General features: G+C 37.4%; 12 protein-coding genes and 1 other RNA gene. 4 read left to right on the forward strand and 9 right to left on the reverse strand.

Annotated elements, in window-relative coordinates; genetic code table 11:
- The 4 genes from ACYIAM_RS10675 to ACYIAM_RS10690 all read left to right on the forward strand — a co-directional run.
- A partial coding sequence (locus ACYIAM_RS10675; RefSeq protein ID WP_483748241.1) for a hypothetical protein occupies positions 1–3229 on the forward strand: 3229 nt, incomplete at its 5' end.
- A 17-nt stretch (positions 3230–3246) separates the two neighbouring features.
- Positions 3247–4071, forward strand: coding sequence for a DUF6708 domain-containing protein (locus ACYIAM_RS10680; RefSeq protein WP_483748242.1), 825 nt, complete (start codon positions 3247–3249; stop codon positions 4069–4071).
- Positions 4072–4093: 22 nt separating this feature from the next.
- Positions 4094–5281, forward strand: a complete 1188-nt coding sequence (locus ACYIAM_RS10685; RefSeq protein WP_483748243.1) for a hypothetical protein — start codon at positions 4094–4096, stop codon at positions 5279–5281.
- A 17-nt stretch (positions 5282–5298) separates the two neighbouring features.
- Positions 5299–6033, forward strand: a complete 735-nt coding sequence (locus ACYIAM_RS10690) for a DUF6708 domain-containing protein (protein WP_483748244.1) — start codon at positions 5299–5301, stop codon at positions 6031–6033.
- A gap of 319 nt (positions 6034–6352) precedes the next feature.
- On the opposite strand, the gene ACYIAM_RS10695 is transcribed toward ACYIAM_RS10690, so the two are convergent.
- The 9 genes from ACYIAM_RS10695 to mdoH all read right to left on the reverse strand — a co-directional run bounded on the left by ACYIAM_RS10695 (position 6353) and on the right by mdoH (position 15346).
- On the reverse strand, positions 6353–6898 hold the full coding sequence (locus tag ACYIAM_RS10695; RefSeq protein WP_483748245.1) for a 5-formyltetrahydrofolate cyclo-ligase: 546 nt from the start codon (positions 6896–6898) through the stop codon (positions 6353–6355).
- A gap of 30 nt (positions 6899–6928) precedes the next feature.
- A non-coding RNA gene (gene ssrS / locus ACYIAM_RS10700) (6S RNA) lies at positions 6929–7109 on the reverse strand.
- A gap of 65 nt (positions 7110–7174) precedes the next feature.
- Entirely contained in the window at positions 7175–7459 is a 285-nt protein-coding gene (gene zapA, locus ACYIAM_RS10705) for a cell division protein ZapA (protein ID WP_065638104.1), read from the reverse strand.
- A 7-nt stretch (positions 7460–7466) separates the two neighbouring features.
- Positions 7467–9323, reverse strand: a complete 1857-nt coding sequence (dxs, locus tag ACYIAM_RS10710) for a 1-deoxy-D-xylulose-5-phosphate synthase (RefSeq protein ID WP_483748246.1) — start codon at positions 9321–9323, stop codon at positions 7467–7469.
- A 27-nt stretch (positions 9324–9350) separates the two neighbouring features.
- The gene (gene ispA, locus ACYIAM_RS10715) at positions 9351–10229 is read right to left on the reverse strand and encodes a (2E,6E)-farnesyl diphosphate synthase (protein ID WP_174796164.1); all 879 of its coding nucleotides are present in this window, start codon (positions 10227–10229) and stop codon (positions 9351–9353) included.
- Complete coding sequence (gene xseB, locus ACYIAM_RS10720) at positions 10213–10458, reverse strand: exodeoxyribonuclease VII small subunit (RefSeq protein WP_174796165.1); 246 nt, start codon at positions 10456–10458, stop codon at positions 10213–10215. Before xseB ends, ispA begins: the two co-directional genes overlap by 17 nt.
- Before the next feature lie 124 nt (positions 10459–10582).
- Positions 10583–11905: a DNA recombination protein RmuC gene (gene rmuC, locus ACYIAM_RS10725; RefSeq protein ID WP_483748274.1), complete on the reverse strand. Its 1323-nt coding sequence runs from the start codon at positions 11903–11905 to the stop codon at positions 10583–10585.
- 41 nt (positions 11906–11946) lie between these two features.
- On the reverse strand, positions 11947–12921 hold the full coding sequence (gene epmA / locus ACYIAM_RS10730; RefSeq protein ID WP_483748247.1) for an elongation factor P--(R)-beta-lysine ligase: 975 nt from the start codon (positions 12919–12921) through the stop codon (positions 11947–11949).
- A gap of 64 nt (positions 12922–12985) precedes the next feature.
- Positions 12986–15346, reverse strand: coding sequence for a glucans biosynthesis glucosyltransferase MdoH (mdoH, locus tag ACYIAM_RS10735; protein ID WP_483748248.1), 2361 nt, complete (start codon positions 15344–15346; stop codon positions 12986–12988).
- Positions 15347–15367: the final 21 nt, after the last annotated feature.

Raw genomic sequence — 15367 nt, forward strand, 5'->3', positions numbered from 1 at the left:
CTTTACCAGTTTAAAAAGCCAAAGGCAAAAATTTGCCAATCACGCAAATCTTCTATATCAGGGGAATGGACCAATATCTTGTGGCGTAGTACTAGAAGACACTTTCGGTATCGCCGAAGAGCTTAACTCGCAACGGGTATCAGAGCTACATATTTTTTGCAGTGAGGCACCAAAACAAGACAAACCATTATCACCTTTTGATGGTGACGAAGCCAAAGTCTATCAACAGCGTGGTGAACAGATGTATAACCGTATTAATCCTCGTTTAAAACGTCTGTTTAATTATTATCAACCTGATATGTTTAAAAAGCGCACGATTTTACAGTTTATAGAAAATTATCGAACTTCAATTGAAGATGCTTACGACACCGAAATTGCACGGTTACAAGAACACTATGACTACCTAAAAGATATTGATGCTGCCTATGACTCTGGTGAAGAATTTTTAAGAAAAGTAGAATATGAGATTAAAGAAGCAGAATCAGAAAAGGCAAAAAAAATTGAAAAAATAAACCAGCATATTAATCATGGTGAAGTTAAGAAATTTAAAGGTGAATTAGAAACCGAATTTGAAGAAATAACTCGATATTATAAAGAGTGGTCACAAGACTATTTTACTTATGTTCGTTGGTTATTTGGTGAGGCAAAATTTATCTCGCAATACAGCAAAATAAAACCGACTTCTTTTAATCAAAATCATTTTTGGCAGAAAGAGTTTGATTTTTCAAACGATACAAGCGCGCTCATTCATATAAAAGAAATTACCCAAATCCTGATTGATTCAACCCATGCAGAAGTGCGCCTTGACGAAGATAGCGCCCTATGGGACGAGTTATTAAGTAATCCTGCCAGTATTTTTTATGTAATAGAGCATAAAAATAACCAAGGGATTGATCTTGATGCACCAGCATTTATCGATTTAGACACCGATACACCAGTAAAATGGCGTGATATTATCAACAAATCAATGGGTTTTGCTTCTGCTTATAATACGCATCAAGCGCAAAAGACCCAAAACACGCCAACCGATAAAGAAAAAGAACTGCAAAAGGCAAAAGAGCGTGTTGAGCTAGATATTGAAAAAAAACAGCAAGAGATTAATGCCAAACAAGAGGAGTTAAACAAAAATCGACAATATAACCCACAAGAGCATAGCAGGCTACAAAAAATAAGAGACCAAAAAATTAAAGAGCTCAAGCAATTAAAAGCGTTTTTGGCATCGATTGACCGCAAACTTGCTGAAATGGCAAATGCCCCCAGTGCTGTGACCCATGTCGACAAAAATCGATACTTGCATCAACTTGCACTCAAAAAATACACCGTATTAAAAACCAATAAACAACACCAACCGATTAAACCACGTTTAAAACTGCTTGATACGCTCGCTTATTTGGGGGATTTGGGTGGGCATCCTGTTGAGTTTTCGATGCAAGTTAGGCAAGATAAAATCCGACAGGTTTATGCACTATTAACCCAATTACAAGGAAGTTTTTTCCGTGAAAATAGTTTAACCAGCCAAGAAGTGGCGTTTTTAGAAAAATTTGATGTCACCGATCCAAAATATGAAGTTGGGTCAAAAAAACCAACAACCAAAAAGCTTAAATTTACGCTTTGCTTTCCCGACGAGGCCAGTAAAGCGCTGGTTGTCAATTTTCTAAAAAATAAAGAGATACTTAACCCTTATGATTTTAAAAACTTTTTAACGGAAAAAATGGCGGATTATGTCACGTTAGTCAACCGTACTACCGTATTACAAGACAAAATTGACAAAGTCAATCAACAAAAATCTAGCAATGACGAAGCGATTAACGAATCGAACGAAAAGAAAAGAGAAGATAAAATCAAAGAGCGCGAGATAAACCGCGAAACCGAAGCGATGAATCAAAGCGAAATGGAAAAAGCAAAAATTGAGGAAAAGTTATCAACGCATAACCAAGTAAAAACAACCCGTCAAAGTGCAAAAGCTGCTAAGCTTAGCTATGGTGCCAATGCAATATCGGGCGTTATCACCCTGTTGAGTATTTACGATAACCTAAAAGAGTGGAACACCGTTAAAGAAGGCGAAAGCCAAGATAAAAAAATGCGCCAACTGGCGATTGACTTAGGCTCGTTAGCATTATTAAGTGTTGATAGCGTTGCCCTATACCGTGACATAAAATTAAAAATGCAGTTAGTTAAAGCTATGCGATCGCGGGTTGCAACGACATTAGTACCCGAAATCGAAGCGAAACTGACATTAAATACCTTGATTTCTAAAACCGTAGCCAAAGCTTTTGCTGCCATAACTATTTTTGAAGCCTTAGGCGAGTTAAAAAGTGCCTTGGGGATGTGGAATATGGAGGATAAAAGTTATTTGTTTTATAGAGTTGCAGGATCATTTGCTTTAGGTTTTGGTGCTATATTTTTATTAGCTAGTTCAGGCATTGTGATAGGATTGGGTGTTGTATTATCATTAGTGGGATTATACCTAATTGCTTTGAGTAAAAAATACGATAATTTTACCCCTATCGATCACTGGTTAAACCGTTGTTATTTTGGGGTGCAAAAAGAGTTTGCCTATTTGGGATACGGCGCTTATCACGAAGAGCAAAAGACATTTGTTGGTTTTGGGCATTCGGTGAATGATTATTTGGTTGCCTTGTCGGGCATTGAAACTTTTATCATCTTTAAAAAACCAAGTTCATTTAGTGGGATGAAGCTATATCACCGCCACCTCTATTTTTATTTAACATATCCAAACTGCGCTACTATTGCCCAAAAGCCGTTACAGGCTTCAGTTAAATTAGTTGGCAAAAATGGGCAAAGCGATGAGGATTTGATTGAATCTCGCTTTAATATCAGTTCAACAGGGGTAAATAAAGGCTCAGTAGAGGCGCATCCCCCAATCCACCTAAACGAAGATAAAGCCAAAGAAACCCTAAAAATCACAGAGTATGTGACCCTCGACAAAGGTTATTTTATGGATCATTATGAAGCAAAAACCTTTAAAAACCTCACTCAGGGCAAAGCGGTATGGAAATCTAATTTTAACGATATTGAAAAAATCGAAGTGAAAAAAACCGATCCTAATCAGTCAGATAGCCACCTAACGGCCATAACATGGGTAGCGGGCACCTTTGCTTATGATCTAGTAAATAGCTATCAAATCAATATCAGCCCTAATGCACAAGATGATGACGAAATCCCACTCATCATAAATCGCAGCAGCAACCAATTTCACGATGAATAAATAAAAGGAGAGTAATCATGCCATCAAAATACCGTCCACAAATCTTTGGTTGGTTTGGCGATCTAGATAAAGGCCCTTATAGTGTGCCTCTGCATGATCGTCGCTTAAGCTATGCCAATAATAACTATTGTGCCTTTATTCGTCAGGATTATAATGATCAGATTTTTTATGCTTGTTTGTATATTATCGGTTTTATCTTTGGAACTGGCTCTACTTTTAGTTTTCTTTGGTTAATAACGGAATATGATAATCCTACAATTAAGCCGTTTACTTTAATGATAATTATAGTTGGATTTATTGCAAGTTGTTTAGGCATGTATGTTCTAATTCCTGAACTCTATTTAAATTTGTTCTCGCGCCGTGGCAGTCCCATTATATTTAACCGTAAAACGGGTAAAGTTTATGTTAACGAAAGTTATTTTTTTAATTTTAAAGTATTACGGCACCCTGCGGTATTTTTGCAACCGAAAAAACGCCGTATAAAAGAGTATGATTGGGATGATTTGCATGGTGTTGTTATCCATAATATGTCACGTAATGCCCTAACCTCGACCGTACTAATGGTGTGCCAACCGGGAACGCATCAAGTGATTGATCATATCATGCTAGATCCTATTCGAGCTGGCGCAGGGAGCACATTTGTTTGGGGTTGGATCAATAGTTTTATGGTGTATTATAAATCTGCCAATATCGATGATGGCGAATATAAATCAGATCAAGAAGCGGCATTTAAAGCCCATAGGATTGACGGTCAAGGCTGGCCCGAATGGATGGTTGAAGCATTTAATGCCACATCGCAAGCAGAGTTAGCTGAAATTAAACAACGGTACAATATAAGCTAATAATATAAATATAATCAAAATAATGGACACCGTTAAAGAAGGCGAAAGCCAAGATAAAAAAATGCGCCAACTGGCGATTGACTTAGGCTCGTTAGCATTATTAAGTGTTGATAGCGTTGCCCTATACCGTGATATAAAATTAAAAATGCAGTTAGTCAAAGCTATGCGATCGCGTGTTGCAACGACATTAGTACCTGAAATTAAAGCCAAATTGAAATTAAATACCTTGATTTCTAAAACCGTAGCCAAAGCCTTTGCTGCCATAACTATTTTTGAAGCCTTAGGTGAGTTAAAAAGTGCCTTGGGGATGTGGAATATGGAGGATAAAAAATACTTTGTTTATAGAGTTGTAGGATCTCTATTCCTAGGTTTTGGTGCTGTCCTATTATTAGTTGGAAGTGGAATGGCTATAGGCTTTGGTGTTGTATTATCATTAGTGGGATTATACCTAATTGCATATAGCAAAAAATACGATAATTTTACCCCTATCGATCACTGGTTAAACCGTTGTTATTTTGGGGTGCAAAAAGAGTTTGCCTATTTGGGATACGGCGCTTATCACGAAGAGCAGCACTCATTTGTCGGTTTTGGGCATTCGGTGAATGATTATTTGGTTGCCTTGTCGGGCATTGAAACTTTTATCATCTTTAAAAAACCAAGTTCATTTAGTGGGATGAAGCTATATCACCGCCACCTCTATTTTTATTTAACATACCCAAACTGCGCTACTATTGCCCAAAAGCCGTTACAGGCTTCGGTTAAATTAGTTGGCAAAAATGGGCAAAGCGATGAGGATTTGATTGAATCTCGCTTTAGTATTAGTTCAACAGGGGTAAATAATGGCTCAGTAGAGGCGCATCCCCCAATCCACCTAAACGAAGATAAAGCCAAAGAAACTCTAAAAATCACAGAGTATGTGACCCTCGACAAAGGTTATTTTATGGATCATTATGAAGTGAAAACCTTTAAAAACCTCACTCATGGCAAAGCGGTATGGAAATCTAATTTTACCGATATTGAAAAAATCGAAGTGAAAGAAAGCGATCCTAACCAGTCAGATAGCCACCTAACGGCGATAACATGGATAGCGGGCACCTTTGCTTATGATCTAGTAAATAGCTATCAAATCAATATCAGCCCTAATGCACAAGATGATGACGAAATCCCACTCATCATAAATCGCAGCAGTAACCAATTTCACGATGAATAAATAAAAGGAGAGTAATCATGCCATCAAAATACCGTCCACAAATCTTTGGTTGGTTCGGCGATCTAGATAAAGGTCCACGTTTAGTGCCCCTGCATGACGATCGTTTAAGCTATGCCAATAATAACTACTGTGCCTTTATTCGTCAGGATCTCAATGATCAGATTTTTTATGCTTGCCTTTATTTTGTTGCTATTATTTGTGGGAGTGGAGCTATCATTGGATGTCTTTGGTTGTTGGTACACCATGATAGCTCTAAAATAGAATTTATTGATATAGTAGTAATTTTGGGTTTTATTATCTGTTGTCTCGCTATGTATTATGTTATTCCCCAAGTGTATCATTATCTATTTTCCCGTCGTGGCAGTCCCATTATATTTAACCGTAAAACGGGTAAAGTCTATATTAACGAAAGTTACTTTTTTAACTTTAAGTTTTTACGGCATCCGGCGGTATTTTTACAACCGAAAAAACGCCGTATAAAAGAGTATGATTGGGATGATTTGCATGGTGTTGTTATTCATAATATGTCGCGTAATGCCCTAACCTCGACCGTGTTAATGGTGTGCCAACCCGGTACCCATCAAGTGATTGATCATATCATGCTAGATCCTATTCGAGCCGGCGCTGGTAGTACATTTGTTTGGGGTTGGATCAATAGTTTTATGTTTTTTTGTGATGTTGCCAATATCGATGACGGCGAATATAAATCAGATCAAGAGGCGGCATTTAAAGCCCATAGGATTGACGGTTAAGGCTGGCCCGAATGGATGGTTGAAGCGTTTAATGCCACATCATTAGCAGAGTTAGCTGAAATTAAACAACGGTATCATGAAAAATAATAAATTAAAATAAAATAATAAAAGGCGTTTGATATCTGAAGTTTTTATACCAGCATAATTTTTCCGTTGTTATAAAAAGTTGAATGAGTCATACCATATTTACGGCAGAGCTATTTAATTGGAATGCATACTCTGTATCCTTTTAAAATAGATATGATTTGAGAGGATTTTCTATTTTGGGTTCAGTTCATTTTAGAGGGGGATTTATATTTTCAATAAATAATAAAACAAGTTAAGCATAGATGATTTCAGGTAATTGAACATCCCATGGTTTGTTATCTAGCTGTTGTACTTTTTGGCAAGCAAATGCAAGCCCAATAGGTAAAATTTGTTGAGTTTGATAATCTGCTAGTAATCGATCATAAAATCCGCCACCCATGCCCATACGATAACCTCGTTGATCAAAAGCAACCAATGGCGTAAAAATAATATCAAGTTGGCAAGAAGGAAGTACATTTAATACGTTTAATTCTGGTTCTAATATACCAAATTTATTTTTTATAAGTTGAATTTGGCTAGTATATTTTAAGAAGAGTAAATGTTTGGAGGAAAAAGGGTGAATAATAGGTAAATAGACAGATTTATTTTGTTGCCATAAATAATTAATTATAGGTTGGGTTTCGACTTCGCCATCGAATGATAAAAATATAGCGATATTTTTTGCAGCATTAATCGCTTGGTGACAGGCAATTTTTTGATATATAGCTTGTTGTGCAAGCTCACGTTCATCGGGAGATAATTGTTGTCTTTTTTGACGGATAATTTGCCTAATATTCATTAGTTTTCGCTGTGGCTGCAAGTTCGGAAGAACACTCCAAGATGTCGTTAGGGTCGTAACCCTTGAACCCAAGGTTCAAGGTGAACATCGTGTTTTAATTTTTAGGTTTCCTTACAAGTAAGGCATACACACCAACTAAAAGTCACTCCGTTCTTAAGTTAAGAATATCGGCTCAGGGGACTAACCCGCATCGCGATCATCTCAGAGATGAATACCATAATACAAAATTTAACGGATGATACAATACCATTTGTATTAAATTTACAATTTAAATAGTTAATTGTTGGGATTTAAGGCAGAATCAAGTAATTGCTGCAGCATTTTAAGCCGATTACCAAACTCATTGCTTTTTTCTTTTTCTTTGGTTAATTCATAAGAAATGTTTAGCGCGGCAGTCATAATAAGTTGATCGCTACCAACTTGTGGAGACTTTTCTCGTAAATTTGTTAAGCGCGCATCTAGATCCTTTGCAGCACAATTAAGTGCGTCGACTTCATCAACCGGACAATTAAATTTTAATGTTCGTCCAAAAATTTGAATAGTGACAGCTTGAGTTTCCATATTTAACCTATTGATTCATAAAATTATTAATTTTATCGATAATGTGCTTTTGGTCTAATCCCATCTCTTGTCTAATTTCGCTTTGCGCTCCTTGAGAAATAAACTTATCAGGGAGTCCAATATTTAAAATATCACATTTTATTTTTTTCGATAATAAATATTCACCGACACCGCTACCAGCGCCGCCTTTAATACTATTTTCTTCAATGGTGACAAGTATATTATGAGTTTGACTAATGTGCAAAAGGACTTTTTCATCTAATGGTTTAACAAAACGCATATCAATGACTGTAGCATTGATTTGCTCCGCTGCTTGTAATACTTCGGTAAGTAAAGTGCCAAAATTGAGTAAAGCGATATTCTCACCTTGTCGACATAATTTAGATTGCCCTAAAGGAATTGGGGTTAACGATGTTAATTGTGTACCAATACCTTCACCACGAGGATAGCGCACTGCCGCAGGACCATTATGTAAATAGCCTGTGTAGAGCATTTGCCGGCATTCATTTTCATCACTCGGTGTCATAATGACCATATTAGGTACGCAGCGTAGATAACTTAAGTCAAATGCACCTTGGTGAGTTTCGCCGTCGGCGCCAACGATGCCAGCACGATCGATGGCAAATAATACAGGTAGGTTTTGAATGGCAACATCATGAATAACTTGATCGTAAGCGCGTTGCAAAAAAGTTGAGTAAATGGCGACAACGGGCTTTAAGTCACTAATTGCAAACCCAGCGGCTAGGGTAACAGCATGTTGTTCGGCTATTGCAACATCAAAAAATTGGTCTGGATAACAATTGGCAAATTTTGTCATGCCCGAACCTTCACTCATTGCTGGTGTTATTGCCATTAAACGTTTATCATTTTGCGCCATTTCGCATAGCCAATCGCCAAAAACTTGCGAATATGTTGGGATTGCTTTTGTGGCGATAGGTAAGATGCCTTCATTAGGATTAAATTTTGGTACGCCGTGCCATAAAGTCGGATCTTTTTCAGCTGGCGCATAACCTTTGCCTTTTTGTGTAATCACATGGAGCAGTTGTGGGCCTTTTAGTTGGCGAACTTTTTGTAAAGTTGTCACTAGACCATCAACATCATGCCCGTCAACAGGACCTATATAATTAAAACCTAGTTCTTCAAATAAGACGGCTGGTGTGATTAATCCTTTTAAGTGTTCTTCCGTCTTTTTAATCAGTTCTTTTAATGGCGGAATATTCGCTAATACACGTTTGCCACTTTCCCGAAAAGAGGTATAGGCTCTACTTGATAAGATTTGAGTAAGATGTTGGTTTAGTGCGCCGGTATTTGCTGAAATCGACATGTCATTGTCGTTAACAATCACTAGCATATCAGGCTTAACATGACCAGCATGATTCATCGCTTCAAATGCCATACCTGCTGTTAAAGCGCCATCGCCAATGATGGCAGCCACTTTTTTACCCGATTGTTTTTTTTGTTCGCTAATTGCAATTCCAAGCGCCGCACTAATCGAGGTCGAAGAATGTCCTGTGGTTAGTACATCATATTCGCTCTCATTACGATGAGGAAATGGATGAAGTCCACCTTTTTGGCGTATAGTGAGCATTTGGTCTCGGCGACCAGTCAAAATTTTGTGAGGATAAGCTTGATGACCAACATCCCAAATAATTTTATCAAAAGGTGTTTGATAGACGTAATGTAAGGCTGTGGTTAATTCAACCACACCTAGCCCCGATGCTAAATGACCACTCGATTGACTAACACATGCTAGTAAATATTGCCTAAGCTCGCGACAAATCGCCGATAACTGTGACTGAGGAAAATGTCTTAGATCCTTGGGCGAGTTTATTTGTTTTAACAATGGGTAATTATCTAAATTCATTATGTAATGCTATATTTTAGTTAGTTGTTAACTATTGCGATTAATAATAAAACCAGCAAGATTCTGTAGTGGTTGGGTATTATAAGGTATTTGCTTTAGACTATCGATAGCTTGCTGATAAAGTTGCTCAGTGAGTTTTATTGCGTTATCTAGTCCAATTAATGCTGGGTATGTGCTTTTTTCATGGGCAAGATCTGAACCTTGTGGTTTTCCCATAATAGATTGTTCGCCAATAACATCTAAAATATCATCTTGAATTTGAAACGCCAGTCCAATTGCCTCGGCATAGTGATCGAGCATTAGGTAGTATGGTTTAGCGATTTCACTGCAAGCAAAAGCACCTAAACGAATAGACGCTTTGATTAAAGCACCAGTTTTATAACAATGGATTTTTTGCAAATGTTCAAGGTTAATTGACTGATGTGTGGCTTGTAAATCGAGCGATTGACCAAGGCACATACCAGTTACACCACTGGCATGGGCAAGCTCAGCTATCATCTTAATTTTAGCCTCGGCATCAATTAACTCACTGTTTGCCAATAATGAAAAGGCTAAACTTTGCAAAGCATCGCCGGCAAGTATGGCTTGGGCTTCACCAAATTGGATATGGCAAGTTGGTTTGCCTCGGCGTAAATCGTCATTATCCATGGCAGGTAGGTCATCATGAATCAATGAATAAGTATGAATTAATTCAATGGCGGCAGCGGCTTCATCTAATTTAGAAAGTGGGCAGTTGAACATTTGACCCGTTAAATAAACTAAAATAGGTCGAATCCGTTTGCCTCCAGCCAACAAGCTGTAACGCATTGCTTGTTGAAGTTTAGACGGCTCAATTTGCGAAATACAGGTAGTTAAAAACGAGTCAATTCGTTCTTGTAATGGTTTTAAACTATTCATTATCATCATTTGAAAATTCTGACAGTTCGGCATCACTATTTTCAGATAATAAAATCTGAATACGTTGCTCGGCTTGCTGTAACTGTTTTTGTCCTGCTTTTGCTAATTTAATTCCTTTTTCGAACTCATTAAGCGCTTCATCCAATGGTAGATCACCGTTTTCTAGTTGAGATACAATCGTTTCGAGTTGCTTAAGTGTTTCTTCGAAACTCGGTTCTTTGTTTTGTTTTTTTGCCATATTCAGTTCCTCTTTACGGTTGATGAGTATACACTTATTTCAAACAATCGTGAATCAAGGCTTTTGCTTATTTATAACACCATAAGCGATGTTAATGTGTGTTACCCTTTGATTTAGCGATTAGTTAATTTGTGGATTGACTCTCATCTGCGTTATTCGATTCTTCCATCGCTAATAAAGTAATATCTGGGTTAATCGGTTTTTTAACTTCAATACCCATTTCACGAAATCGTTCAATTTGTCCAATTACATTGCCACGACCTTTAGATAATTTATTCATGGAATTTTGATAGGTTTGTTGAGCTTTGTCTAAACAACTACCTAGGTTTTCCATATCTTCAATAAAGCCGCGCATTTTGTCATACAGTTTACTTGCTCTATCCGCAATCAACTCGGCATTACGATTCTGATATTCAAATCGCCATAAATTATGAATTGTCCGTAACGCAACTAGCAATGTGGTTGGGCTGACTATCATAATATTACTTTTCAAGGCATCATTGATTAATGCGGGGTCATTATCAATTGCGCTTAAAAATGCAGGTTCGACAGGAATAAACATTAAAATATAATCTAATGAGTTAATACCAATGAGTTTATGATAATCTTTTTGGCTAAGTTGTTTTAAATGGTTACGGACAGCCGCTAAATGTTCGGCCATCGCTTTGGCTTTAATCGTTTCATCATCACTATTAAAATGGCGCTCATAGGCAACTAAAGTTACTTTTGAATCAATAACGACATCCCCCCCTTGCGGTAAGTGAACAATGACATCGGGTTGTAATCGCTGATGACTTTCGTTTGTTAAATTGACCTGGGTTTCGTATTCATAACCTGAACGTAATCCTGAATTTTCTAGTATTTGGCTTAGAATAAATTCACCCCAGTTCCCTTGGGTTTTGTTATTGCCTTTTAGCGCATTTGTTAGGTTGGTTGCTTCTTTGCTCATTTGCTCATTGAGCTGTTGCAAGTTACGAATTTCATGCGTGAGTGTGTGGCGTTCTTTGGCTTCTTGACCAAAACTATCCTGTACTTGTTTTTTGAAACCTTCTAGCTGCTCTTTGAGCGGCGAAAGTAAAAAATCAAGACTTTGTTTATTTTGTTGCTCAATTTTTTTGCCACTTTGTTCAAAAATACGATTGGCTAGGTTTTCAAATTGGGTTGTGAGCCGTTGTTCACTTTGTTCTAGTATGTTTTGTTTTTCTTGTGTTGCACTTAATGTTTCTTCTAAACGTGTTTTGAGTTCACTAATTTTAACGTTTTGCGCTAGATTCTGCTGACGATACTGGTCTAATTCATGTTCTAACTGTTTTACTTGGATTATTAAAGTTTGATTTTCTTCCTTTTTTTGAATTAATTGCAGATCAAACAGTTGCTGTAAATTATTAATTGTCAGTTGAGATTTTATCGCTAACACCAATAAAATGACAGCGATGATACCCATCATAATGGCAATCCATGCCGTTGATCCTAAAGCATTGAACATAATTAAGCCCTTTCAAAAGTAAATGACATCACGTCATCTAAACTATCGCAGCTTAAGGCAAGCATAATTAAACGATCTAACCCTATAGCAACCCCGGCACAGTCTGGAAGACCAGCTTCCATGGCGGCGAGTAACTCAATGTCAATATTTTGTGCAGGTAAGTTTTGATTTGTGCGATCTAAATTATTTTGCTCAAAACGCATTCGTTGTTCATGTGGATTAGTCAGTTCTTTAAAACCATTCGCAAGCTCAACGCCTTTGTAATAGAACTCAAAACGGCTCGCTACCCGATGATCTTCTGGACTAATAGCTGCTAATGCGGCTTGTGATGCCGGAAAGTTAAATACGGCAATGGGCTTATCTTGACCAATATACGGTTCAATTCCAAAAGTGAACAAGCATTGTAGCAATCCGTCTTTATCATAATTGTCTGTGTTAAGCCCAATATCAAGTTGGTTTGCGGCATTGACTAAGGTTGCGCGATCGGCTTGTAAAGGGTCAATATTAAGATGGCGTTGGAATGCTTTTTGATAAGAAATCCGTTCAGCTGGTTCACAGTCTAAAACAGTTTGTAATAAGTCATCGACTTCGTTGATCATTTGCATCATATCAAATTGGATGCGATACCATTCGAGCATGGTGAATTCAGGGTTATGATAACGACTAACTTCTTCATGATTACGAAAACATTTACATATTTGATAAATAGGACCACTGCCAGCGGCTAGTAAGCGCTTCATATGATATTCAGGGCTGGTAATTAATGACATTTGTTGCCCTTGTTGTTCTTCGTGCTCCCCTGGTTTTAAGAATTTAGTGTGAAAAGAACTTAAATGCACGTCTGTTACTGCATATTGGCTTAAGGTTGGTGTTTCAACCTCTAAAATACAGCGATCAGCAAAAAATTGACGTACTTGAGAAATAATTTTTGCGCGCTTAAGTAAATTATTGATAGATGCAGAAGGTTGCCAAGTCATAAAAATATCCGTGGGTTTTGATCAGTTACTAAAAAGAAGAGAAGTAGGGCAAAAGCCCTATTCCTTATTGTTGGCGTTCATTTTGCCATAATGAGAATAAATTGTCGTATTTTTCTTGGTGCTGCCAAATATGACGATGTAAAGCAGAAAGAATAATCGGATCTTCTAAAATCGCTAACTGCTTTTCTTTACTCATTTTTTCTAAATCTATGTGTTGATACTGTGCGATAAGTTCATCACGTTTTTGTTGGTTTTTATTATTCACTTGATGGCGTGACGTCGATAATGCACAAGCGAGCGCATTATAGATAGGATCGACTAACGCCATAACAAAGCCATGTTCAATAAATGCAGCTTCTGTTTTAGCTAAATATTCACCCGTAAGCGTAACTGCTTTCGCTGGGTGAGTTTCTTCTGGGGTTAGAAATAGTCCTGCTTTTTGGGCTTTCATACCAATGCTCGAAAGTCCCGAAACTCTAATGACTAAAGGCGAAATAGTTAAAGGTATTAATATAGCTATATACCAATAAGTAAATTGTGGGTTTAGCCAGATAATTACGCCTAACCACACAATTCCTAATAACGATAGTGGCCAACAAAAATAAAAGGATTCTCCCCATGTTAACGCATCGTCACTTCGTGACGGAGACTTCCATTGAATTTTGCTACCCATCCATGCTTTAAGTACAAATTTACTATGAAAGATCATACGTATTGGAGCTAAGATCATTGACCAAATCATTTCAATAAAGATTGATAGGGTTAATTTAAATATACCGCCAACATCTTTTGCACCTGTTCTAGCTATAATAATGCCATAGCTGAAGAATTTAGGTGCAAATAGTAAAACCATCGTAGTTGAGAGTAGCTGTATGGCCAATTGCTCATCCCACCTTGGCCAAGTTGGATAAAATTGGTTAGGTTGGAAGAAATATTGAGGTTCAGAAATATTAAACACCAATAATAATAGTGTTGAGAATATTAAAAACACTAGCCACAATAATGACGAAATATAAGCCATGCCACTGGTTGCAAACATGATGCGATGGGTCAATTTAATTCCGCTTTTGAAGATCAATCTTAAATTAATTAAGTTGCCCATACACCAGCGATTATCGCGTTTTAGATCTTCAATCATATTACCGGGTAGCTCTTCATAACTCCCGTTCATATTATAGGCAATCCAAACGCCATAGCCAGCACGACGCATAAGTGTCGCTTCGACGAGGTCATGCGATAAGATATGAATTGGCCCTTTACGTTTTTGAAGTGGCGATAATATGCAATGCTCAATAAATGGTTTTAAGCGAATCATGGCATTGTGTCCCCAATATTGTGCTTCGCTTAATTGCCAAAAATGGGTGCCCGAGCAAAAGATATCACTGTAAATTTGATTAGCAAATTGTTGAATACGTCCGTAGAGCGTAGTCATTCTGACTGATTTTGGGGGAGATTGTAGAATTCCCGCTTTTGGGGTCATTTCCATCATGGCGATCATTTTTAAAATACAGTCACCAGTCATAATGCTGTCGGCATCAAGGATCATCATGTATTCGTATTGATTGCCCCAACGACGGCAAAAATCGTCAATGTTACCGCTTTTACGTTTTACTCGACGTTTGCGGTGGCGATAAAAAATATTGCAGCCATTATTTTGTTTTACTGCATTAAATTCAGCCCAAGCTTTAAGTTCGTTAACATATAGATCGGGATCGTTAGTATCACTTAAGATAAAAAAATCACAGCAAGCTGCATGACCTGTTTCAACTAAGGATTGATAAGTTGCTTGTAACCCAGCAAATACACGAGCGACATCTTCATTACAAATTGGCATAACAAGTGCAGTTCGATGTTTAACGTCAATATGCGATGCTGAATCATTAGGAATAGCAATAGTGTAACGGTCTTTACCCATCACTGCTAATATTAGCCCCATGATGCTGGTCCAAAAACCAATTGAGATCCAACAAAACAAAATGGCGAACAAAGTAATAATCGCACCTTGAACAATATAAGGTATTATACTGTAAATGGCTAATTCGGGGTTGATATCCCAATTAGCCATAAAATTAATTTTTTGCCAACTTTGATAAGGCAGTAAAGACGATAGGTAAGTCGTTCCGTAATATGTTTGCACAGCAATGAGCGCAAACATAATAAAGCGACGAATAATGGCAAGGATATTAATGCCATGTTTTGACTTGGCAGTAAAGCGTTGATTCCATATTTGAGGTTGAATTGAAACGCGATCAACTTTAGGATAACTCGGCTGTTGCCTTCGGTCATCAATAAAATAAGATGTATCACCAACTTGATTTAAACGATATTTTAAAAACTCTACATCGTCAGGTGGCATTGCATTGTTTTCACGTTTCTGACGCCAAACTTCAGCGTCAGAAAGATGGGCAAAGTAATCTTTTTTCATATTTTTATCATAATAATATAA

The sequence above is a fragment of the Gilliamella sp. X-60 genome, assembly GCF_057063585.1.